This is a genomic window from Sphingobium sp. KCTC 72723 (genome assembly GCF_014280435.1).
In the GTDB taxonomy this organism is placed as follows: domain Bacteria; phylum Pseudomonadota; class Alphaproteobacteria; order Sphingomonadales; family Sphingomonadaceae; genus Sphingobium.
Genome location: NZ_CP060388.1, coordinates 3,165,874 through 3,188,701, shown reverse-complemented (window position 1 = coordinate 3,188,701; position 22,828 = coordinate 3,165,874). Strand labels below are relative to the sequence as shown.

20 protein-coding genes are annotated in these 22,828 nt (G+C 64.0%); 7 read left to right on the top strand and 13 right to left on the bottom strand.

Features of this window, described 5'->3' with window-relative positions:
• Positions 1–4: 4 nt before the first annotated feature.
• The 3 genes from kduD to SPBM01_RS15595 form a co-directional block, all read right to left on the bottom strand.
• On the bottom strand, positions 5–760 hold the full coding sequence (kduD, locus tag SPBM01_RS15605; protein ID WP_188062531.1) for a 2-dehydro-3-deoxy-D-gluconate 5-dehydrogenase KduD: 756 nt from the start codon (positions 758–760) through the stop codon (positions 5–7).
• Between the two features lie 84 nt (positions 761–844).
• Positions 845–1,684: a 5-dehydro-4-deoxy-D-glucuronate isomerase gene (gene kduI / locus SPBM01_RS15600; protein WP_188062530.1), complete on the bottom strand. Its 840-nt coding sequence runs from the start codon at positions 1,682–1,684 to the stop codon at positions 845–847.
• A gap of 67 nt (positions 1,685–1,751) precedes the next feature.
• Positions 1,752–2,804 carry a LacI family DNA-binding transcriptional regulator gene (locus SPBM01_RS15595; protein ID WP_188062529.1) on the bottom strand — a complete coding sequence of 351 codons (1,053 nt, stop codon included), beginning with the start codon at positions 2,802–2,804 and terminating at the stop codon, positions 1,752–1,754.
• 116 nt (positions 2,805–2,920) lie between these two features.
• Here SPBM01_RS15595 and SPBM01_RS15590 point away from each other — a divergent pair, with 116 nt between their 5' ends.
• From SPBM01_RS15590 to SPBM01_RS15580, 3 genes are read left to right on the top strand one after another with little or no spacing between them, the layout of a single operon-like run.
• On the top strand, positions 2,921–3,721 hold the full coding sequence (locus tag SPBM01_RS15590; protein WP_410483003.1) for a 2-keto-4-pentenoate hydratase: 801 nt from the start codon (positions 2,921–2,923) through the stop codon (positions 3,719–3,721).
• Positions 3,722–3,760: 39 nt separating this feature from the next.
• The gene (locus tag SPBM01_RS15585) at positions 3,761–5,044 is read left to right on the top strand and encodes an MFS transporter (RefSeq protein WP_188065756.1); all 1,284 of its coding nucleotides are present in this window, start codon (positions 3,761–3,763) and stop codon (positions 5,042–5,044) included.
• A 5-nt stretch (positions 5,045–5,049) separates the two neighbouring features.
• Entirely contained in the window at positions 5,050–6,540 is a 1,491-nt protein-coding gene (locus SPBM01_RS15580; protein WP_188062528.1) for a UxaA family hydrolase, read from the top strand.
• Position 6,541: 1 nt separating this feature from the next.
• Here SPBM01_RS15580 and SPBM01_RS15575 read toward each other — a convergent pair whose 3' ends face one another.
• Complete coding sequence (locus tag SPBM01_RS15575; protein ID WP_188062527.1) at positions 6,542–7,450, bottom strand: SDR family NAD(P)-dependent oxidoreductase; 909 nt, start codon at positions 7,448–7,450, stop codon at positions 6,542–6,544.
• A gap of 141 nt (positions 7,451–7,591) precedes the next feature.
• On the opposite strand from SPBM01_RS15575, the gene SPBM01_RS15570 reads away from it, so the two are divergent.
• On the top strand, positions 7,592–8,374 hold the full coding sequence (locus tag SPBM01_RS15570; RefSeq protein ID WP_188062526.1) for an SDR family NAD(P)-dependent oxidoreductase: 783 nt from the start codon (positions 7,592–7,594) through the stop codon (positions 8,372–8,374).
• Here SPBM01_RS15570 and SPBM01_RS15565 read toward each other — a convergent pair.
• Positions 8,371–8,829 (bottom strand): MarR family winged helix-turn-helix transcriptional regulator, encoded by a 459-nt coding sequence (locus tag SPBM01_RS15565; protein ID WP_262504209.1) that lies wholly within the window; start codon positions 8,827–8,829, stop codon positions 8,371–8,373. The two genes, SPBM01_RS15570 and SPBM01_RS15565, sit on opposite strands and share 4 nt — an antisense overlap.
• Positions 8,830–8,909: 80 nt before the next feature.
• Between SPBM01_RS15565 and SPBM01_RS15560 the strand changes: the two genes are divergently transcribed.
• The 3 genes from SPBM01_RS15560 to SPBM01_RS15550 all read left to right on the top strand — a co-directional run bounded on the left by SPBM01_RS15560 (position 8,910) and on the right by SPBM01_RS15550 (position 12,808).
• On the top strand, positions 8,910–10,013 hold the full coding sequence (locus SPBM01_RS15560; RefSeq protein ID WP_262504208.1) for an alpha/beta hydrolase: 1,104 nt from the start codon (positions 8,910–8,912) through the stop codon (positions 10,011–10,013).
• A gap of 135 nt (positions 10,014–10,148) precedes the next feature.
• Positions 10,149–10,724, top strand: coding sequence for a hypothetical protein (locus tag SPBM01_RS15555; RefSeq protein ID WP_188062525.1), 576 nt, complete (start codon positions 10,149–10,151; stop codon positions 10,722–10,724).
• A 41-nt stretch (positions 10,725–10,765) separates the two neighbouring features.
• The gene (locus SPBM01_RS15550; RefSeq protein ID WP_188062524.1) at positions 10,766–12,808 is read left to right on the top strand and encodes a M3 family metallopeptidase; all 2,043 of its coding nucleotides are present in this window, start codon (positions 10,766–10,768) and stop codon (positions 12,806–12,808) included.
• On the opposite strand, the gene SPBM01_RS15545 is transcribed toward SPBM01_RS15550, so the two are convergent.
• The 8 genes from SPBM01_RS15545 to SPBM01_RS15510 form a co-directional block, all read right to left on the bottom strand.
• Positions 12,797–13,657, bottom strand: a complete 861-nt coding sequence (locus SPBM01_RS15545) for a shikimate dehydrogenase (RefSeq protein WP_188062523.1) — start codon at positions 13,655–13,657, stop codon at positions 12,797–12,799. The two genes, SPBM01_RS15550 and SPBM01_RS15545, sit on opposite strands and share 12 nt — an antisense overlap.
• A 68-nt stretch (positions 13,658–13,725) precedes the next feature.
• A complete protein-coding gene (locus SPBM01_RS15540; RefSeq protein WP_262504207.1) occupies positions 13,726–16,662 on the bottom strand; it encodes a TonB-dependent receptor domain-containing protein in 2,937 nt (978 codons plus the stop codon).
• Between the two features lie 68 nt (positions 16,663–16,730).
• On the bottom strand, positions 16,731–18,020 hold the full coding sequence (locus SPBM01_RS15535) for an MFS transporter (protein WP_188062521.1): 1,290 nt from the start codon (positions 18,018–18,020) through the stop codon (positions 16,731–16,733).
• Entirely contained in the window at positions 18,017–18,475 is a 459-nt protein-coding gene (locus SPBM01_RS15530) for a type II 3-dehydroquinate dehydratase (protein WP_188062520.1), read from the bottom strand. The genes SPBM01_RS15535 and SPBM01_RS15530 overlap by 4 nt, the downstream gene beginning before the upstream one ends.
• A gap of 109 nt (positions 18,476–18,584) precedes the next feature.
• Entirely contained in the window at positions 18,585–19,673 is a 1,089-nt protein-coding gene (locus tag SPBM01_RS15525) for a hypothetical protein (protein WP_188062519.1), read from the bottom strand.
• Complete coding sequence (locus SPBM01_RS15520) at positions 19,670–20,203, bottom strand: DUF3237 domain-containing protein (RefSeq protein ID WP_262504206.1); 534 nt, start codon at positions 20,201–20,203, stop codon at positions 19,670–19,672. The genes SPBM01_RS15525 and SPBM01_RS15520 overlap by 4 nt, the downstream gene beginning before the upstream one ends.
• On the bottom strand, positions 20,190–21,809 hold the full coding sequence (locus SPBM01_RS15515; RefSeq protein WP_262504205.1) for a carboxylesterase/lipase family protein: 1,620 nt from the start codon (positions 21,807–21,809) through the stop codon (positions 20,190–20,192). Before SPBM01_RS15515 ends, SPBM01_RS15520 begins: the two co-directional genes overlap by 14 nt.
• Positions 21,809–22,795, bottom strand: a complete 987-nt coding sequence (locus tag SPBM01_RS15510; protein WP_262504204.1) for an alpha/beta hydrolase — start codon at positions 22,793–22,795, stop codon at positions 21,809–21,811. The genes SPBM01_RS15515 and SPBM01_RS15510 overlap by 1 nt, the downstream gene beginning before the upstream one ends.
• Positions 22,796–22,828 lie beyond the last annotated feature (33 nt).

Sequence of the window (22,828 nt, the reverse complement as noted above, 5' to 3'; positions counted from 1 at the left end):
TGTTTTACCGCGCGAGCCATCCGCCATCGACGGCCAGCGTGTGGCCGTGGATGTAGCTGGCGGCGCTGGAGGAGAGGAATACCGCCGCGCCGCCGATGTCGCTTGGGTCGCCCCAGCGGCCTGCGGGGATGCGTTCCTGGATCTGGCGGTTGCGCGTCTCGTCGGCTTGCAGCGCGGCGGTGTTGTTGGTGGCGATATAGCCGGGCGCAATGGCGTTGACGTTGATGCCCCTGGCCGACCATTCGTTGGCCAGCAGCTTGGTCAGGCCCGCGACACCGCTTTTCGACGCGGTGTAGCTGGGGACGCGGATGCCGCCCTGGAAGGAGAGGAGCGAGGCGATGTTGACGATCTTGCCGCTGCCTTGGGCGATCATGTGGCGACCCGCCGCCTGACAAAGGAAGAACAGCACCTTCAAATTGGTGTCGATCACCGCGTCCCAGTCTTCTTCCGTGAAGTCCACGCTGTCGGCGCGGCGGATGATCCCGGCATTGTTGACGAGGAGGTCGAGGCCGCCCAGCGTCTCCAGCGTTTCGTCGACGACGCGCTGGACGGGTGCGATGGTCGAGAGGTCAGCCGAGACGATCTGCGCCTTGCGGCCCAGTGCGCGGACTTTCTCCACCGTTTCGGTCGCGGGCGTCCGGCCCACGGCGGCGATGTCCGCGCCTGCCTGTGCCAGCGAGAGCGCGATGGCTTGCCCGATGCCAGTGTTCGCGCCGGTGACGATGGCGACTTTGCCGGAAAGGTCGAAGGGGTTGGTCATGTCTTGGCTCCGCTGTCGTGCGGGGGGCTGGCGTTGCAAGCCCACCCCCGGCCCCTCCCGCAGACGGGAGGGGAGAAGGCTCGGTCAGGCCAGCTGGCAGATGTCCAGCACGTTCATATCGGTATAGTCCTGGTTCTCGCCCGCCATTGCCCAGATGAAGGCATAGGCTTTGGTGCCGGACCCCATATGGATCGACCATGGGGGCGAGATGACCGCTTCCTCATTGGCCATGACGATGTGGCGCATCGCGTCGCCTTCGCCCATATAGTGGAAGACGCGGTCGGCGGGACCATCCAGTTCGAAGTAGAAATAGATTTCGCTGCGCCGCTCGTGGATGTGGGGCGGCATGGTGTTCCACACGCTGCCGGGCTTCAGGACGGTGAGGCCCATGACCAGCTGCGCGCTGTCGCAAATGCCGGGGATGACCAGCTGGAAAATGGTGCGTTCGTTGGATTCTTCGAGGGAGCCGCGTTCCAGCGTGGTCGCGTCGGCCAGCGAGATGAGGCGGGTGGTGAACGCCTTGTGCGCGGGGCAGGAGGCGAGATAGAAGCGCGCGCCTGCGCCGGAAAAGACCACATCCTTCGCGCCCATGGTGACGTAGAGGCAATCCTTGTTGCCCAGCGTGAAGGCTTCGCCATCGACGGTGACGGTGCCGGTGACGCCGGACACATTGACGATCGCCAGTTCGCGCCGTTCGAGGAAGGGGTGGCCCGCAGCGGAGGCCGGTTCGCTCTGGGCAGGCAGCGCAACCGGCGCGTCCACCACCGCAACGCCGCCGATGACGAAGCGTTCGGCATGGGTGTAGTTCAGCACGCACTCGCCGTCGCGGAACAGCCCGCCGATCAGATAGCGATCGCGCAACTCATCATTGCTCACACATTCCATCATGTCGGGGTGCGTCGCGTAATAGGTCTTGTCGAACATGTCGGCCCCTCGTCCTTTGTCTATCGAAAGCGTCCTATTGGACACCGGTGTCATGATGGGCGGTCTATCAGGATATGGCAGGTGGTGCAACCGATGCGCGACGTATCAATGTGGAGCTGAACATCGAGGGTTCATGCACTTCGGAACCTTCGCCGATGGCGGTGCCGATCAGTTTGAGCGCGGCGGCCCGGCCCATCGCGACGATCGGCCAGCGCACGGTGCTGAGCGGGGGCCAGACGCGGGTAGTAAGCGGGGTGTCATCGAACCCGATGATCGACAGTTCCTCCGGCACGGCGATGCCCCGCAATCGCGCGGCGTAGAGAACGCCTGCCGCCATTTCGTCATTGCTGGCAAAGATCGCGGTCGGACGCGGCGACAGGTCGAACAGGCTTTCCGAGGCGGACTGGCCCGATTCGAACGTATATTGCCCATCCGCGATCAGGCTGCGCGGCAGGCTGATCCCCGCTTCGGCCAGGGCCAGCTCAAAACCTTCGCGCCGTTCCTGCGCCGACCGAAAACCGTGCGGCCCGGCGATCAGGCCGATGCGGCGATGCCCCTGCGCAATGAGGTAGCGCACCGCTTCGGCCACCGCTTCCTTGTCGTTGGACGCGACCATATGTTCCGGGTCGTCCAGCACGGCGGACCCCATACGGACATAACGACACCCCTGTTCGTCCAGCATCCGCGCCAGCGCGTCATTTTCCGACATGGGCGGCAAAATGACTACGCCGAACAGCCGCTGGCGCGACACGAAGCTGCGAATGTCATCCATCACCTGGTTAGACCCGCGATCAACCGGGCGAATCACCAGTTCAAATTCGGTGCCGTGCAACGCTTCCAATATGCCGCGTTGCATCGACAGGATCATCTGCGCATTGGGATTGTCATAGACAAGGCCGATCAGGAAATTGCGCCCCAGCGCCAGCGCGCGCGCTTGCGGATTGGGGACATAGCCGGTTTCCCGAATGATCGCTTCCACCTTGTCCCGCGTTTCCCGGTTGAGCAGGGGGGAGCGGTTGATGACGCGGCTGACCGTTTTTTTCGACACGCCCGCCATGCTGGCGATGTCGTTGATCGTCAGCTTGGGCGTCTGACCCTCATCCTGTTTTTGCTTTGCCATGCTGCCTTATAGCGCGCTTTGCCGACGCCGCCAGTCGCCGTGGACGCGATGTGGCTTGTCAATGACACCGGTTTCCATTACCGATCGGGGATAATGAGGATCGAAAGGATTTCGCAGTGAGCGCAGGCAGCATGGTCGATGTGACGGCGGAGCATTTCGTGGCCGCGCGGCAGGCTGCGCAAGGGCTGGTCGATTATCCCGGCAATTTGCCCGCCACGCTGGACGAAGGCTATGCCATTCAGGCCGCTGCACTGGCGCGGATGACGGAGCCTGTGGCGGGTTGGAAAGTCGGACGCATATTGGGCGCTTTGGCCGATAAATTTGGTTGCGACCGGCTGGCCGGGCCGATCTTTGCATCGACCGTCACGACAGTGGATGGCGATACGGCAGGATTGGTCTTTGCCGAGGGTTTTGGCGCAGTGGAGGCGGAGTTTCTGTTCCGCATCGGTACCGTTCCCGCGCCCGGCCAGACGCATTTCACGCTGGAAGAGGCCGCCGACCATATCGACGCGGTGCATATCGGCATCGAGATCGCCAGTTCGCCCTTCGTCGGGATCAATGGCAATGGTCCGGCAGTGACCATTTCCGATTTCGGCAATAATAATGGCCTGCTCGTCGGCCCAGCCGTGACCGATTGGCGCAGCGGCGCCTATGCCGACCAAGTCGTGACCACGCGGATAGATGGCGAAACGGTTGGTGCCGGCACCGCTGCCGCGTTCAATCGCGGGGCCATAGGGTCCGTGGCTTTCCTGCTGGAAAATCTGATCGCGCGCGGCATTGCGATCGAAGCGGGATGGTGGATATCTACCGGGGCCGTAACCGGGGTTCACCCGGTCCGGCCCGGTCAGGCGGTGGAGACGGATTTCGGTCCGTTCGGCACGCTCAATTGCACGATCGAAGCACAGAAGCCGCGCTAAAAAACAAGCGGACAGCCCTTAGGACGAGGAAGCAGGATGATGAACGCAGCAGGGGTGCAGGGTCCGCCAGTCGGGCGTTATCGCTGGGTCGTGGTGGCGTTGCTGTTCGCAGCGACGGCGATCAACTATATCGACCGGCAGATGATCGGCGTGTTGAAGCCCACTTTGTCGGCCGAAATGCAATGGTCGGAAACCGACTTCGCCAATATCGTCTTCTGGTTCCAGGCGGCTTATGCGATCGGCTATCTGGGTTTTGGCCGGGTCGTCGATCTCATCGGTGCGCGTTTTGGTTATGCGATTGCAGTGGTCGTCTGGACCATCGCCCATATGGCGCATGGCGGGGTGCATAGCGTCACCCAGTTCGCCATGGCCCGTTTCGGGCTGGGCGTCGGCGAGTCCGGCAATTTCCCGGCGGGTATCAAGGCCGTGACGGAGTGGTTTCCGCAAAAGGAACGCGCCTTTGCCATTGGCCTGTTCAATGCCGGGGCCAATATCGGCGCGATCATCACCCCCTTGCTCGTGCCATGGCTGACGGTTGCCTATGGCTGGCGCGTTGCATTCTACGCGACGGGCATTTTCGGGATCGTCTGGCTGATCGCCTGGCTGGTCTTCTACCGCCGTCCCGACCAGCATCCTAAAGTCACCCAGGAGGAACTTGCCTATATCCGGCAGGATCCGGCCGATCCGGTCGAACCGATCGGCTGGGGCAAGCTGGTCACCATCAAGGAGACATGGGCATACGCGATCGGCAAATTCTGCATCGACCCGATCTGGTGGTTCTTCCTCTTCTGGCTGCCCGGTTATCTGGGGACGCGCTATGGCCTTGACCTGATCAGCTTCGGCCCGCCGCTGGTGGCGATCTATTTGCTGTCGGATGGCGGCAGCGTCTTTGGCGGCTGGATGTCGGGTCGATTGATGAAGGCGGGCAAGAGCGTCAATGCCGCGCGCAAGCTGACGATGCTGCTATGCGCCTGCGCCGTGCTGCCGATCTTCTTTGCTCAGTCGATCGACAATCTGTGGTTGGCGGTACTGGTCATCGGTATTGCGACGGCAGCGCATCAGGCGTTTTCGGCCAATCTCTATACCCTGCCGTCCGACCTGTTTCCGCGCGGTGCGGTTGGTTCCGTGGTCGGGATCGGCGGCACGGTCGGCGCGATCGGTGGCATGGTCATGGCCAAATATGCAGGCTATGTGCTGGACAGCATCGGCAGCTACACGCCGCTGTTCGCAGTCGCGGGCAGCGCCTATTTCGTGGCACTGGCTGCCGTCCATTTGCTGTCCCCGCGTCTGGAGCGGGTCAGCGTCGTCGATACGGAACGCTGATTGTCATGACGCCCTTGCCTTCTATCCTTCTGGTCCATCCCGACGACAGCGTGGCCGTTGCCATGGTGCCGCTCGCCGCCGGGAGCCAGGTTGACGTTGGCGGGCGGCATATCCTTTTGACGCAGGATATTCCGCAGGGTCACAAGCTGGCGGTGCGGGCCGTGACAGCGGGGGACCCGGCGCTGCGCTATGGCTTTGCCTTTGGCGTGGCGACGGCACCGATCGCGGTTGGCGAGCATGTGCATAGCCATAATGTCCATACCGCGCTCGGCACCGGGAACGCCTATCGCTATGCGCGCCCTGCCCCGATGGCGGACGTGCAGGCGAATGAGCGGCAGTTCGACGGCTATGTCCGCGCCGATGGTTCGGTCGGCACGCGCAACGAGATATGGATCATCCCGACAGTCGGTTGCGTCGGGCGCACGGCGGAGCGACTGGCGGCGCAGGCGGGGCGCGACCTGCCGCCCGGCATCGATGGCATCCATGCCTTTCCGCATCCTCTAGGCTGTTCGCAACTGAGCGACGATTTGAGCGGGACGACCGGGATCTTGGCGGCGCTGGCGCAGCATCCCAATGCGGGCGGCGTGCTGTTGCTGGGGCTGGGGTGCGAATCCAACCAGATGGCGTTGATGCTGGATCGAATTCCGATGGAACGGCGCGACCGTATCCGCACGCTGGGCGCGCAGGCGTCCTATGACGAGATGGCGGAAGGGCTGGTAGCGATTGCGGAACTAGCGGCCATTGCCGGGCAGGATCGCCGCCAGCCGGTGCCGTTGTCGGCGCTGCGACTGGGGGTCAAGTGCGGCGGGTCCGATGGCCTGTCGGGGCTGACCGCCAATCCGCTGATCGGGCGGATGGCCGATGCGGTGGGGGCAGCGGGGGGCAGCGTGCTGCTGACCGAAATTCCCGAAATATTCGGCGCGGAACAGATATTGATGGACCGATGTGTCGATGAACCGACGTTCGATGCGCTGGTCGGGCTGGTTCATCGTTTCAAGGATTATTTCGTCGCCCATGGCGAGCCGGTGTCGGAAAATCCCAGCCCCGGCAATATCAAGGGCGGCATCACCACGCTGGAGGAAAAGTCGCTGGGCGCGGTGCAGAAGGCCGGGCATGTGCCGGTGACGGGCGTCATTCCCTATGCCGGGCGGGCAAGCGGCGCGGGGCTGACCGTGCTGGAAGGGCCGGGCAATGACGCTGTGTCGACCACTGCGCTGGCCGCCGCTGGGGCAACGTTGACGCTGTTTTCCACCGGGCGCGGCACGCCGCTGGGCAGCCCGGTGCCGACCGTCAAGATCGCGTCGAACAGCGCGCTGGCCAGCGCCAAGCCGGGCTGGATCGACTTTGATGGCGGCACCGTGCTGGACAAGGGCATGGACGCCGCGACCAACGATCTGCTCGACACGGTGATCGCCATTGCGTCGGGGCGGCCCGCGCGCAACGAAGTGAATGAGGAACGGTCGATCGCGATCTGGAAGCGGGGCGTGACGCTATGAGCTAAGCTCCCGCGACGGCGCGTTCGAAGCTGTAGCGGATATGATCGACATGGCCGTGCAGGCCGAATGTCACCGGATCGCTGCTGTCCATGATCGCGTCGATACGGCTGCCGACATCCTCGATCGACCAGTCGGGTTGATAGACGCCCCGGCTTTCGGTGATGAACATGCGGGCGACACGCCCGGCCATGGACGCCAGCATCTGGCCCGTGATCGAACAGCTTTCATGCGCCAGCCAGCCGACCACCGGCGCGACCAGTTCCGGTCCCATCGGCGGGTAAGCGGACACGTCGATCCCTTCGGCCATGCGAGTGACGGCCCCCGGCACGATGATGTTGGAGCGGACGCCATGCGCCTCCCCCTCGAGCGCCAGCACATTGTTGAGGCCGATCATGCCCGATTTGGACATGCCGTAATTGACGCAATTTTCATTGCCATAAAGGCCGCCGATCGAGGAGGTCAGGATGATGCGGCCATAGCCAGCCTGACACATGAGCGGGAAGGCGGGTCGGGCGACGTGGAAGGCACCGCGCAGATGGACGTCGAGGACGGCGTCGAAATCCTCCTGACTGAGTTCCTGCATCGACCCGTAGCGGACATTGCCTGCATTGTGGATCAGCGCGTCGACCCGGCCATAATGGTCGAGCGCGCAGGCGATGATGGCTCGGCCCCCTTCTGGCGTGGCGACCGATTCGGTGCAGGCGACGGCCTCCCCACCCAGCGCCCGGATTTCCGCCACGACATCGGCAGCCGGGCCAGCGTCGCCGCCCTCGCCCCGGATCGCGCCGCCCGGATCGTTGACGATCAGCTTCGCGCCGCGCGCGGCCAGCAGCAAGGCATAGGCGCGGCCCAGCCCCCTGCCCGCCCCGGTGATGACCGCTACCCGATCGTCAAAACGATAGTCTGCCATGGCGATGCTCCTTCTTTGCGTCGTGGGTGAACGCTCCCCCGCGTAGGTTCAAGGCGGGCGGGACAGGCATCGCTCCGGCGGTTCGCGGCGGGGGCGGAACGGCGATATGACGGAGGCCAGAGACAAGGAAAAGGACGCAGGATGCAGGTTGCGATCATCACCGGGGCGGGCAGCGGCATCGGGCTGGCGACGGCCAAGATGCTGGCCGAGGCGGGCATGGCAGTCGTGGGCGTGGGCCGGGATGCGGATAAGCTGGCGACGCTGGAGCAGGCGATTGGCGACCCGGCGCGGGTGGCGACGCTGTCGGTGGATATTACCGCCGATGATGCCCCGGCGCGGATCGTGGCGCTGACGCTGGAACGGTTCGGGCGGATCGACTTTCTGGTCAATAATGCAGGCGCGGGAAGCCCCAAGCCATTGCATGAGACGGACGACGAAACGCTCGACTATTTTCTGGGGCTGATGCTGCGCGCGCCGTTCCGGCTGTGCCGCGAAGTGATCGGCCATATGGGCGAGGGATGCGGCATCGTGAATGTCAGTTCGACCTATGCGATGATCGGCGGGCGGCGCGGCGGCGCCTATTCGGCGGCCAAGGGCGGGCTGGGCGCGCTGACCCAGCATATCGCGTGCGATTATGGCCCGCGCGGTATTCGCGCCAATTGCGTCGCGCCGGGCGTGACCATGACCGACATGGTGCGGCACCGCTTCGACGATGAGATGTTCAAGCGGGTGAATGTCGAGACGACGCCCTTCCCGCGCCTGGGCGAAGTGGAGGATATTGCCAGCACCATCGCGTTCCTGTGTTCGCCCGGCGCGGGGTTCATTAACGGGCAGACGATCGTGGTGGATGGCGGGTGGACGACGACCAAATATCTGTCGCCCCGCGCGCTGACCACGACATGGGTGGAACCGGACGCCGGCTAATCCGGGTGGCAGGCGTCGCGGCAGATAGCGCGCAGCAGGGCGAGCAATTCTTCGCGGCGATCGGCGGGAATGGAGCGGGCGATCATGGCTTCGTGGCGGGCGAAGGCCTGTGCGACCTGGGCATGGAGGCTTTCCCCCTGCGGCGTCAGCGTCAGGGTGATGGCGCGGCCCTTGCCCGGTTGCTTGGCGACCATGGAAAGCAAAGCGAGTTTGTTGATCAGCGGCACGAGATTGGCGGGCTGCGCGCGCAGGGCGCGGCCAATGTCGCTTTGGGTGCAGCCGGGATTGGCACCCAGAAACAACAGCAGCGTCGCTTCGCCCGGATTGACGCCCAAAGGTGCCAGCAGGTCGGTCAGCGCAGCAGTTGCGGCGGTCGTGGTGCGGCGCAGATGATAGCCAAGCAGGGCGTCCAGCGGGTCGACGAGGGCGGACGAAGTAGACAGCGAGATGGACATAGAGTCGTGTAACGCGCTTGCATGTCGCGACGCAACTCTGCGTATTATGTTTCATAATATAAATTGATGAGGAGAGCGACATGCGTGGACGGTTTTTAGCGGCGTTGATGACTTCCCCCTTGCTGGCCTGCGCCCTGCCCGGCGTTGCGTTGGCGCAGACGGTGCCTGTGTCGCCACCGCTGGCTGGCCCCGGTACGATCGAGCCGGATGGCACGGTGGTCGTGCCGTCCTTTCGCCTGCCCCCCTCCCCCTATTTGAGTGATGCCGCGAAGAAGGCGTTGCCGCGCACGCCCAATGACCCAGAAGAACCGATGATGCGCGCGGTAGCCGCCGGGCAGGCCGGTGTTTTGCGGGCGCGGATGCCGCAGATCATGGCGCCGCGTCTGGATGCGTTGAAGGCGATGTATAGGGTGACGACGCGCGAAGAGCAGATTGCGGGCATACCGGCCGTTCGCGCAACGCCGAGCGGCGGCGTGGTGAAGGCGAACCGGGGCAAGATCTTGCTGAACCTGCCGGGTGGCGGATTCATCATGGGGGCCGCGCCGGGGACGGGGATGGTCGAGTCCATCCCGCTGGCTGGCCTTGCCGGGGTGGAGATAGTCAGCATTACTTATCGACAGGCACCCGAACATGTTTATCCGGCGGCAACGCAGGATGTGGTGCGGGTGTATCGCGAACTGCTCAAGACGCATAAGCCGCACGATATTGCGATTTTCGGCTGTTCGGCCGGGGGATTGCTGACCGCCGAAACGATCGCGGCGCTGATCCGCGACACGCTGCCCCTGCCCGCTGCGATCGGGATTTTCTGTGCGTCGGCCGATGCACGTTGGGGCGGGGACAGCCGGGCGTTCGGGCGGCCGTTTCAGGGGCTGGCGCAGCGGGAAGATGTTCGCGCCTATTTCAAGGGGGCGGACATGACCGATCCATTGGTGTCGCCGGTTACGGACCCAAAAATGCTGGCGCAATTTCCGGCGACGCTGATGATCACCGGCACCCGCGCGTTTGAGATGAGCGCGGCGGTGAACAGCCACAAGGAACTGGTCAAGGCCGGGGTCGATGCCGACCTGCATGTCTGGGACGGGCTGGGCCATGCTTTCTTTTATGATCCCGCCTTGCCGGAATCGCGGGAGGCATTCGATGTCATGGCGCGATTTTTCACAAAGCATCTGAAACTGGCGCGATAGGCCCGCCGGCCTCGGCCCCCTGGCAAAGGCTCCCCTGTGACACTTTGCCAGCGGGTGAAGTGTCACGGGCGACAAAATGCGACTCGGCGGAAATTAGGGATTCACATGGGGTGCAGGCTGTGCTTGATTCACGATATGTTTCATGCCCCCGTTCCTTCCCATGTTCCCGGCGGCAGCGATTTGTCGCTGTTGCTCGACCAGTTGTCGCATTGCTGCTCCCGGCCCCGCTATGCCTTCATGCTGCTGACGTTGATTGCCGATGTGGCAAAGCCTGACGGCAGCGCGGGGCCGCTGGTGCGGGTGGGCGACGGGTTGGTGTCGCTGCGCGACTGGCTGTGCGATGCACTGACGCCGATGGGCCATCGCGATCCGCGCCGCATGGCGCTGGTGGAGCGGGTGCGTGAGGAATTGCGCAAGGGCGAGCGGCTGACCGGGGACGCAGCGGCGGACGACATGGTGGTGCAGGACGAAGTGCGGACGCGAGTGCGCGCGTCGGGCAAGACGAATTTGAGCCGCGCGGCGTCCGAACTGGTGAAGGCCGGGCTGCTCAAGCGTCATTATCAGGGCTATCGCGTCGATCACCTTAATCGCGGGGCGCAGCGGCAGGTCGTCTATACGCTGACCGGGCGGGCGCGGGCTTTGACAGGTGCGCCTCCCCCGCCGCCACGGGGCAGCGCACGGGCGCGGCAGGGCGACCTGTTCGCCGGTTGAAGATCGTTCACAAGCCCGGCGTGCTGTGCCAAGAAGCAGGCATGACCATGCATAACCCCCTGCTCGACGCCCAGCTTCACCCCCGTTTCGGCGCGATCGAACCCGCCCATGTCCTGCCCGCCGTGGAAGCGGCGATTGCGGCCCATCGCGACGCCATGCGGCAATGCGCCGGGGCGCAGGGGTTCGACGCGATCTTCATGGCGAAGGACCGGGCCGATGCGGCACTGTCGCGCGTGTGGCAGACGGTGTCGCACCTCAACAGCGTAGCCAACAGCCCGGAATTGCGCGCCGCCCATGACGCGGCGCAACCGATGATCGACAGCTATTTCGCGCAAGTGGGCCAGGACCGGGCGCTGTATGAGGCGCTGGCGGCGATCCCGACCGAGGGACTGGGCGAGGCCGAAGCGCGCGCGCTGGAATTGACGCTGCGGGGCTTCATCCTGTCAGGTGTGGCGCTGGAGGATGACGCGCGGGCGGCCTTTGTGGCCAATAGCGTGGAGCAGGGGCGGCTGGGGACCGAGTTCGCCAATGCGGTGATGGACGCGACCGAAGCCTGGACGCTGCACATCACCGATGCCGCCAAGCTGGCGGGCGTGCCGGACAGTGACCGGGACGCAATGGCGCGGACGGCAGCGGCCAAGGGGCTGGAAGGGTGGGTCGTGGACCTGCACGCGCCGTCGGTGCGCGCGGTGACGGGCTTTGCGCAGGACCGGGAGGTGCGCCGGGCGGTCTATGAAGCTTATGGCACGCGGGCGTCCGATCAGGGACCGCAGGCGGGTCAATTCGACAATAGCGGGCGGATCGCCGATCTGCTGCGATTGCGGCAGGGCGCGGCGGCAATGCTGGGCTATGCCGATCCGGTCGCGCTGTCGCTGTCGACCAAGATGGCGCGCGATGGCGCGGAAGTGGACGCTTTCCTGGTCGACCTGGCGCAGCGGGCCAAGCCCAAGGCGGAGCAGGAACTGCACGAATTGACCGATTTTGCGCGCGAACATCTGGGCATAGACCGGCTGGAGCCGTGGGACATTGCCTATACGACCGAGCAGATGCGGCGTGCCGTCCATGCCGTGGACGAGACGGAAATCAGGGCGCATTTGCCGCTGGAGCGGGTGCTGAACGGGCTGTTTTCGCTGGTCACCGACCTGTTCGGGCTGGAGATACGCGCGACGCCGGGGGTGCCGGTGTGGCATGAGGATGTGCGTTATTTCACGCTGCATCAACCGGGGCAGGATGCGCCGGTGGCAGCGCTTTATTGCGACCTGTTCGCGCGCAGCGGCAAGCGGGGCGGCGCATGGATGGACGTATGCCGCCCGCGCCTGCGCGATGAGGCGCAGAACCAGATCCCGATCGCCTATCTGGTGTGCAATTCCGCCAGCGGCAGCGCGGAGCGGCCCGCGCATCTGGCCCATTCCGAAATGGTGACTCTGTTTCATGAAATGGGCCATTGCCTGCACCATCTGCTGACGCAGGTGGATGTGCCTTCGGTTGGCGGCATTTCCGGGGTGGAGTGGGACGCAGTCGAGTTGCCCAGCCAGTTTCTGGAGAATTTCGCCTGGGAACCCGCGATGCTGCGCACCGTGTCCGCGCATGAGACAAGCGGCGCACCACTGAGCGAGGCGATGATCGGGCGGATGCTCGGCGCGCGGCGGTTCATGGGTGCGGTGGCGCTGTTGCGGCAAGTGGAGTTTGCGCTGTTCGACCTTCGGCTGCATCATGCGGCAGCCCACGGGAAAAGCGAGACGAGCGATGGCGTGTCGGCGCAGGTGGTGCTGGAGGGCGTGCGGCGCGACGTGGCGGTGATTCATCCGCCTGCGTGGCACCGTTTCGCCCATGCGTTCAGCCATATTTTCGCGGGCGGCTATGCGGCGGGCTATTACAGCTATTTGTGGGCGGAACGGCTGTCGGCCGATGCGTTCGAAGCCTTTGTCGAGGATGGTGCGGATCGCGTCGTGCTGGGCGGGCGGTTCCGCGACCATGTGCTGGCGCGCGGCGGATCGCGCCCGGCGCTCGACAATTTCGTCGCGTTTCGGGGGCGGGAGCCGGACTCCGGCGCGCTGCTCCGCGCGCTGGGATTAGCCGCCTGACACCGACTGGAAGCTGGCGCGCATCCGGGTGGCGTCGGCTTTCAACTGGGTGAACAGTTCGAACGCGCCAGCGGCCTGAAATATCGTCATGCCGCTGCCGTTGAGTGTGCGGCATCCAGCTGCGCGCGCTTCCGCCAACAATTGCGTTTCGAGCGGGAAATAGACGATGTCTGTCACCCACAGGCGCGGGTCGAGCAGGTCGGCGGGGATGGCGCTGCCCGGATAGCCCGCCATGCCGAGCGGGGTGGCGTTGACGATGCCGTCGGCCTGATCCACGGCCGCTGCCAGATCGGTGCCGACGATGGCGCGGTCTGCGCCGTAAATGGTATTGAGCGCGGCGCACAGCGTTTGCGCGCGGCTTGCGTCAGGATCAAACAATATGAGTTGTCCGGTGCCAAGGCTCATCAGCGCATGGGCGGTGGCGGCCCCTGCCCCGCCGGACCCCATTTGCACCACATGATCGAGCGTAGCGCCCGGCAGGCCGGTGCGCATATTTTCTGCAAAGCCGAAAATATCGCTATTATGGCCGACACGGTGACCATCGCGAAAGACGACGGTGTTGACTGCGCCGATCTGCGCCGCCTGTTCGGACAGGTCGTCAAGATGGGCGATAACCGCTTGCTTATAGGGGTGCGTCACATTGACGCCGGAAAATCCGCACAATTGCGCAGCGTCCAGCACCCGGCCCAGATCGTCTGCGTCCAGTCCTTCTGCGGCGAAATCGAACAGGCGATAGACCAGCGTCTTGTCCTGCGCGGCCGCTTCCTGCTCATGCAGCCAGGGCGACAGCGAACCTTGAATGTCCCGGCCGATCAAGCCCGTCAGATAATGATTATTGTTGTGGGCCAAGGCTGAAAAATCCCGTTGGAAGAAAATCCGCTCCCTGCCTCAGACGACAGGGAGCGGTAGGGGAGAGACTAGAAGTTGAACTTCGCGCCGACATAGAAGGACCGGCCGACCATGTCATACGTGCCAGCGTCCGTGCCGTTCTGCGAGCTGGCGACGAAGGGGATAGCCTTGTCGAACAGGTTGGTGATGCCTGCGCGGAACTGCACTTCCTTGGTCACGTCCACGGTCGAGAAGATGTCGAACAAATTGTAGGGCTTGACCCCGACCTGTTCCGCCGTGGGGCTGGTGATTGCGCTGATGTCCCGCAGCTTGCCCTGATAGCGCCAGCGCATACCGATGCCGAACACGTCGCTATTATAACCAACGGTCGTCAGCGCTTTCCATGTCGGCAGTGGACGGCCCGGCGTGCTGGTGCCGACAAAATCCTGCGCGACACTGCCGGGCAGGGTCTGGATCTTGTAATGGTTGAGCCAGCCAATCGCCGAGGACGCATAGATGCGCCCCGAACCATCGCCAATGCCCGCTTCGGCCAGTTTGAGCGACCAGTTGAGCTGAACATCCAAGCCATCGGTGTCGAGTGCGCCAAGGTTCAGATAAGGCTGGGCGATCGCCACCAGCTCGCCGGTCGTATCGCGCTGTACCAGCTTGCAGAATTCGTTGCTGGCCGCATAGCTGGGGTTGGTGCCGTCCAGATTATAGCATTTGGCCAGCACGGTCAGGCCGTTGATGGTCGAAATGACGTTGCGGATCTTGATATTGTAATAATCGACCGACATCGAGAAGCCCGACAACCAGGGCGACGAGAAGTTGGGGTTGAGGACGAAGCCGATATTGAACGTATTGGCCTTTTCCGGGGTCAGGCCCGAATTGCCCTGAATGTTGCCGCCGGTCGCCGTGGTCGGGAACTGATAGGCGTCGATAGCCGCGCCCGGAATGCCCTGCGCCAGGCACAGCGCGCGGACCTGCGTCCCGTTGCTGCCGGTGCGGGCGGTGGAGCGAACATCGCATGGATCGCCGATGGCAACCGGCGGCGTGCCGATGGCCAGCTGCGAACCCGTGACCGGCGAGAAGAGTTCGCCGATGTTGGGCGCACGGACCGCGCGTTGATAGCTGCCACGGATCAGCAGCGCGTCGAATGGCTTCCACCGGCCGTCAAATTCGAAGCTCTTGACCCCGCCGGTCGGGTTGTAGTCCGAATAGCGGAAGGCTGCGCCGACGCCCAGATCGCGGAAGAAGGGTTTGTCGGTGAGCAATGGCACGTCGATCTGTGCGGCAAATTCCTTGACGCTGATGCCACCGCGCGCAGGGTTTGATCCGACTACGGCTTCGATATTGTTCAACACCAGATCGGGGCTGGGATCGAAACGGTAGCTATTCTTGCGATAGCCACCGAGCAACGCAAGCTGAACCGGGCCTGCGGGCAGGTTGAACAGCGGGCCGTTGACCTGCGCCTGCACCTGGGTCTGGGTCAGCCGTTCCTTGCTGTTGACCGTGGCGGTCATATAATCGACGCAGGCCTGCGACAGGCTGGTCGCATTGGTGATGCCGAACGGGTTGAAGCCACCCGAACAGATCGACCGGCCACCGTCCGCTGCATTGAGCAGCGTCTGGACCCGCGATTTCAGCACCGCGTTGAACATCGCCTGATCATGGACGGTCTGGTCGTAGGACACGAAGGCGTCGAACTTCCACGAACCGGCAATGCCGCCCTTCAAGCCACCCAGATATTGCTGGACGGTATAGTTTTCGTCCCAGCCCTTGTCGGGGATGCCGACATAGCGCGCGCTCCAGCGGAAAGGCGCGGCGGCATTGGTGCGCGAAGCGAGCAGCGTGCGCAGGTCCGCCGGGACGAAGGGGTTGGTGACGGGAATGGTCGTGAACGGCGCAAACTGCGTCAGGCTGCCGCCGCTTTCGGTGGTGACGGTGGAATCGACGAACAGGAACTGGCCATAAGCGGTCAGATCCTCAGTCAGGTCGAATTCACCCTTGGCGAAGGCGGACTTGCGTTCGAAGGCGTTGAGAACCTGAAGCTGCGGGCCGACCGGCATACGGACATTGTTGCCGATCACGGCATAGCCGTCAGTGGTGGGACCGCGATAATTGACTGCGCCGGTCTGCACGAACAGCGTGCCGTCATTGTTGAAGCCCAGGTTGAGCGTGCGGTTGATTGGCGTGGTTACGCCATAGCGACCGAACACCGTGCCAAGCGCCGCCTGCGTAGGCAGGTTGAGCGCGTCGGGAACGAAGGCGCCAGTGCCGATGAAGGAGGAAGGCACGCGATTGGCGAAGAAGTCACGCTGCGACCCCGACAGCGGATCGCGATTGGCATAGCTGAGCGCCAGCATCAAACGGCCGCGATCATTGGCGAATTTGGTTCCCAGCGCCAGCGAAGCGTTGAATTTGCCATAGTCGCCACGGAAGCTGTTGCCGTTTTGAATGTCGGCGCGCACGCCGTCAAAATAACGGTCCGTCTTGAAATTGACGACACCCGACATGGCGTCGGAGCCATAAATGGCCGATGCGCCGCCAGTGATGACATCGACCGAACCGATGATGGATTCAGGGAGGATGTTGATATCGACATTGCCGTTAATGTCCGACAGCGGCAGGCGGCGACCGTCGAGCAGGATGAGGTTGCGGTTGGAACCCAGGCCGCGCAAGTTGAGCGTGGCGCGACCGCCGCTGCCCTGGCCGCCGGTGCCTGCATTGCCCGAAGGGGTGAAGCCGGGCAGCTGGTTCAGCGAATCTTCCAGCGTGATCTGGCCGCTCTGCTGGACCAGTTCATCGGACACGGTGACGATGGGGCTGACAGCGACATTGTTCGGCCGTGCGATGAGTGACCCGGTCACGACAATATCGGCGGCGGCGGGCTGTTCTTCGGCCTGCGGCGCGGCGGCACTATCCTGCGCTATGGCGGGCGCAGCGAATGCGGCGAGTGTCAATGCGGTTGCGGACGCGCCTTGTTTCAGGCTGCGGCGCAGATCCCCACGAAATAATCCCTTCATTTTCATCCTCCCTTTTTATTACTAACTAGTTCGTTCATGAAAAAATACTGAAATCCTGTCGGACCGGGTCAGTCCATCTCCACCCGCTTCACATCCCCCACGATGAATATATAGGACGCCGCACCGATCAGGGCGAGCAGGCCGATGAACCCGAGCGCGCCGTAGAAGGAGCCGGTCTGGCCCACGATCACGCCGACCACGATGGGCGTCACGATGCCCGCCAGATTCGCGCACAGATTGAACACCCCCCCGGTCAGGCCGATATATTGGCGCGGCGCGACATCGGAAATCAGCGTCCAGCCCAGATTGACCATCCCCTGCCCGAAGAAAGCAACCGACATGATGGCAATGACCAGCGTGTTGCTCTCAACGAAATTGGCCGCGACGATGGTGGACGCCAGCAGCAGGCCGACGACGATCGGCAGCTTGCGACCGATATTGGCGGACCCGGTGCGGCGAACCAGCATGTCCGACACATAGCCGCCCAACAATACGCCGACGGAAGCAGCGATATAGGGCAGCACGGCGAAAGTACCCGATTTCAGCCAGTCCATGCCCCGTTCGGTCGCCAGATAGGTGGGGAACCAGGTCAGAAAAAACACCAGTGTCGAATTGCCGCAAAACTGGCCGATCGACGCGCCGAGAATCTGGCGCTGCGACATAAGTTTACGAACATTGGACCAGGAGAAGGCGACTGGCGCGGACGAAGCGGCATCGGCAAGGCCACCACCGGCACGAATATGTTCCAGTTCGGCTGCGTTGACGCGGTCGCTATGCTGCGGATCGCGATAGCGGGCATACATCAGCAGGCCAAAAGCCAGACCTGCGCCGCCCGCAATGATGAACAGGGCGCGCCAGCCCAGGCTGCCCACGACCCAGAACAGAATGGGGCTGAAAAAAGCGAGGCCGGCATATTGGCCCACGGCATAGACCGCGTTGGCGCGGGCGCGTTCCTGCTGTGGGAACCAGCTGCTCAGGATACGGCTGTTGCAGGGGTAGCAGGGCGCTTCGGATATGCCGAGCGCGAGACGAAAGCCGAACAGCATCGCGACATTGCCCGCCAGCCCGTGGAGCAGCGTGAAGAAGGACCACAGGATCAGCGACCCGGCATAGGTGATGCGGGTGCCGAGCCGGTCCAGCACGATGCCGCCGGGAATCTGTGCAGCGGCATAGGTCCATGAAAAGGCGGAAAAAAGGACGCCCATAAGTTCGGGCGAAATCTTGAGTTCCTGCGTCAGGGATGGTGCCGCGACGCCCATGACGGCGCGATCCATATAGTTGAGCAAGGTCGCTACGCTGATAAGGCCCAGCACGCCAAGACGTGCCTTTGTCGGGCGGATCTGGGCGATGCCGGTCATGCCGCGACCTGCCGCTGGTCCAGTTTCACCAGATGGCGGACGGCAAGCGCATAGCCATCGACACCAAGGCCCGAAATGATGCCAGTCACGACCTGCGTCATGATCGAGCGGGAACGCCATTCCGCTTCGCGGCGATGGATGTTGGAAATATGAACCTCCACGATCGGGCATTCGCACATTTTGAGCGCATCCAATATGGCATAGCCCGCATAGGAAAAGGCAGCGGGATTGATGATGATGCCCACTGCGCCGACGCGCGCCTGATGCAGCCAGCCGACCAGATCATGTTCGGCGTTGCTTTGGTGAAACAGAATGTCCAGTCCGGCGGCCTGCGCTTCTGCGCGGCACGCGGCTTCCACATCGGCCAGCGTTTCGTGGCCGTAGATCGCAGGCTCCCGAACGCCAAGCAAGTTCAGGTTAGGCCCGTTCAGGATATGAATATAACGCTGTCCCATCAGCGGCCCTCCTCCCCAAAGCGTCGGTATTGGTTTCCGATCGCCAGAATCGCTTTAAGCCCTCGATGCGACGGCTGCAAGTGAAATGTACTAACTAGTTACTTCAAATTTACGGAGCGATATAATGCAAGTCGCGCACGGCGATCCGGTCGGCCTGAAAGGAGCCGAGCCAGAGCGCCTTACCCATCAGAACCGCTGCCGATACGCCGCTATATTGCGGGTCAGGCGGGCCATAGGCGATCAGCGAAATATGGCGATTTTCCGGGTTGAGTTGGGCCACGGCATAGCCGCGATGGCAGGCCATACCGTCGGCCACTCCGTTAACGATCCGCCGCACGCCGCCGCAGGACGGCTCGTCGCGCACCATTCCCGCCAGGATCAGCCGGTCGCCATCCCAGTGGATATTATCGGGCATGAATTCGGGCGCAGTGATGCGCCAGAGCGGTTCGCGCGTATCATGGCGGCCATAGGCGACGACCTGACGCAACCCGAAGGCGACGACATAGAAGCCGCTGTCGTCGCGCGCGGTTTCCAGGCCATTATTGCCGGGCAATGCGGTGCCGGGCAGCAGGCGGAAGGCCGCTTCGCCCGGTGCGCGCTGATAAACGCCGCCCGTGATGCGGCCAGCCACGAAATAGGTGATGCTGGTGCCGGGTCGCGTCAGCACGCTGGCCAGCACTGTGCCATCGGCATAGGAGGCAACGCTGTTGGCGACCTGCCCCGGCGGCATGAGCAGGCACCCCTGCCAGCGTAATATGGGTGCGGCGTCGGGTCGGCTGAAATCGACAGCGAACCGCTCGATCGCTTCGCGTCCGCCATGGTTGACGACCAGCAACTGCGCCTTGCCCGGAGACAGGACGCGCAGGCTGATCCCCCTGGCCGTGAAAAGGGCGGGATCGGGCGGGCTGGCGCAATCGGTCTGGGCCGGTTCGGGGTCGGCCTGATCCGGGCGACCGCGATACCAGAGCGTTGCGGTGCGACGCTGCGTATCGACCAGTTTCAGGCCAGCGCCGGTCGAAAAGCCGCTGGCGATCAGCCATGGCGTGCCGGGGATGCGGGCCAGATCTTCGGGCTTTGTCGCGCCGCAGATGAACGCAAATTGCGCGGTGGGCGCGCAGCTATCCGCTTGTGGCGCGGGCGTAGTTGCGCAGCCCTGCGTCAGCAGCGCCAGTGCCGCGACCGCACCGGGGCGGATCATGTGACGCGATAGACGCGGATGCGCACCGATGGCTTGGGCGCATCATCAGGCGGCGGCCCCAATGTGCCGACGAAGATCGCCTGATTGAGCCAGGCATGGGGACCATCGGGCGCTTCGAAGGTCGGGACGGTGCGCAGGTAGCGCTGCTTTGCGCCTGCAACGCGGCTGTTCGTCAGGCCGACATTGCGGACATGGATCAGCGCGCCATCGTCGGCGCGCATCATATAATCCGCTTCGATAACGGTCCAGTCGTCCTTGCGCTGCAACTGCCAGTCCGCACCGCCCGACAATATTGTTCCGCGAATGTCCGGCCCGGAAAAATGGCCGCCCGTGATAGGGATGCGGCGACGGGTGCCGAGCGGGGTCGCGCCGATCTCGATCGTCGGTTCCAGCGTGACGATGGCTTCATAGACGAATTCCAGCCCCGGCGTGTCGGACGCCGAGCGGGCGGCAGCGGGCCAGGCGAGCGCAAGCGCGCCGCCAGAGAGCATCATGCTCCGCCGCGACAGGGCGACGTCAATCGCGAACATTGGGGCGTCCCGGTGCGGGTGGTGGTGCGACAGGAGCGCCCACAAGCAAAGGCAGGTCGTCATGATGCGGCCAGGCGATCGTGCCGCCACCCTGCCCCAGCAACCGCATCCGGGGTGCCTTGTCCCCATAGACGGGCCAGCCGCTACCCGGATTGCCGGTGCGGGCAAAGGACAGCAGCGCATCCATCATCTGCGCCGACAAAGCCCGGTCGTCCGCGCTCCAGTCGCGGGTGGTGCGGAAACGGTTGAGGCTGTCGAGCGTGCCGAGCCAATATGGCACGTCGGCGGTGTGGTATGAACCGACCGTTGCGGGGTCATGATCCGCAAAGCTGATGCCGGGCGTGTAGGGATGCACGCGGGTGAAGAAATAGGGATAGACGGGCGCCCTACCCGATGCTGCCTGCGCCCCTGCCCATTCGGCCATTTGCGATCCGACGCTGGCGTCGCGTTGCAGGTCGCGGGCGGCGCGGCGGGCCGCTTCGTCGGTGGCGGCGGGATAGCGTTTCAGGATTTGTGCGGCATTGGCGGGGAACGCCTTGCGCACAGCCGCTTCGAAATCGGCGGGACTGTTGATTGGCCCCAGCGAGCGGAAACTTTCGTCGCGGGTGAAGCCGATCATCGCGGCCACGTCATTCTGCTGGCGCGCGGCGAAGCTGGCGGGCGGGGCCAACGCCAGCAACTGCCCGTCCAGCACGATCGGTCGGCGGGGGACGCCCGCCGCCAAGGCGATCAGGCGATCGGCTGGAATATCACGCATCCCCTCGATCGAATCTGCACCCAATGCCTGTTGCAGGGCGACGCCTTCCTGTTCGGCGTCGGCCAGCGGTGCAGGGGCCATCAGGTCGCCGAAACTGGACCCGCTCATGCCGACGACGCGATGGAATAATCCGCGCGCGACGGGGCTGGATTGCAACAGCGAGATGGACATAGACCCCGCCGATTGGCCCACCACTGTCACATTGGCTGGATCACCCCCGAAGCCTTTGATATTGCTTTGAATCCATTGCAGGCCAGCAACCTGATCCTTCAGCCCGTAATTGCCCGAATGGCCTGCGCCTTCGGCGGTCAATCCGGGGTGGGCGAGGAAACCCAGAGCGCCGACGCGATAGGAAAGGGCGACATAGACCACCCCCTCGGCAGCAAGCGGTTCGCCCGAATAATTGGCCATGGAAGCCGAGCCGACATTGAACGCGCCGCCATAGATCCAGGCGACCACAGGATAGGGTTTCCCCGGTGGTGCGGGCTGGGCGGGCGCCCATATGTTGAGGTAGAGGCAATCCTCACTGGTCGCCTCCTCACCGAAATAATGGTTGATCGACCGGCCCCGCAGCGGCTGGATACATTCCGGCGCGGGGCGATCCGCGTTCCACACGCCCGTCCATGCCGCGACCGGACGTGGGTCGCGCCAGCGCAGGTCGCGCACCGGCGGCGCAGCGAACGGCACGCCCAGCCAGGCGCGCACGCCCGATGGCAGAGTGATACCGCCGACAAGCCCCGCCTGCGTCTTCACCGGCACACCTGCGCTGGCCTGAACGACCTGTGCCATGGCGGTGCTAGCGACGATCAGCGGCAGGCAGAGCGCCAGCGCAGCGCGCAGGCCGCGCATCAGTGGCGACCTTTCAGATGCGTGTCGAAAAAGCCGAAGGTCAGGTCGAGCGCACGGAGCGAGGCGGCACGGGTCGCATCGGCATTGGCTCCGATCCAGCTGTGGCCGACGCCGGTTATGATGTCGAGCGTGACTGGCACCTTCGCCGCCTTCAGCCGATCCGCCAGCAGGCGCGATTGTTCCACCGGCACCACCTTGTCATCGGTGCCATGGATCAGCAGCATCGGCGGGTCGCGGCCATCGACATGCGCGGCGGGACTGGCGGCGGCGATGCGGTCTGCCGGGCAGGCTGGCTTGGTGCAGTCGAGATAGGCATTTTCGGCGCGGGGCATGTTGCCATCGGGCATGGAGGCAAAGTCATAGACGCCATACCAGCCGACCCCTGCCTGCACGCAATCGGACTGGGTCGGGTTACTCTTGTCCGATCCGCTGGGCGCTGCGCCACATTGCAAGGCCGCGAGCGCCGCGAGTTGTCCCCCGGCAGAGCCACCCCAGACGCCGACATGCGCCGCATCAATGCCATAGCCTGCCGCCCCGGCCTTGAGGAAGCGGATGGCGGTGCGGACATCGTCGATCGCGGCGGGAAAGGGCGCTTCGAGCGAGAGGCGATATTCGAGCGAAGCGACGACATAGCCCTTTGCCGCGAGGGCGGACAGGACGGCGGGAAAATCGCTGAACGCGCCCGACTGGCGGGTGTGGCCGCCCATCCAGCCGCCGCCATGGATGTAGATGACGAGTGGCTGCGGACCCTTGGCATCGGCGGCGCGATAAAGGTCGAGCGTGATCGGGCGATAACCGGGGATGGTCGAAAAGGCGATGTCGGTGGTGGCAGTGACGCCGTTGGCAAAGGTCACGCGGCGGTCGGGCATCGGATCGCCCAGCGCAGGTTCTGGCGCGGTGGAGGGCAATTGCGCATGGGCGGGAACCGCTCCTGCCGCCAGAGCCAAAAGAATGACGCCCATCATGCTGGCTGCAACTTTGCGCATTGGCCTCTCCTGCTATATTATGTGCTAACTATT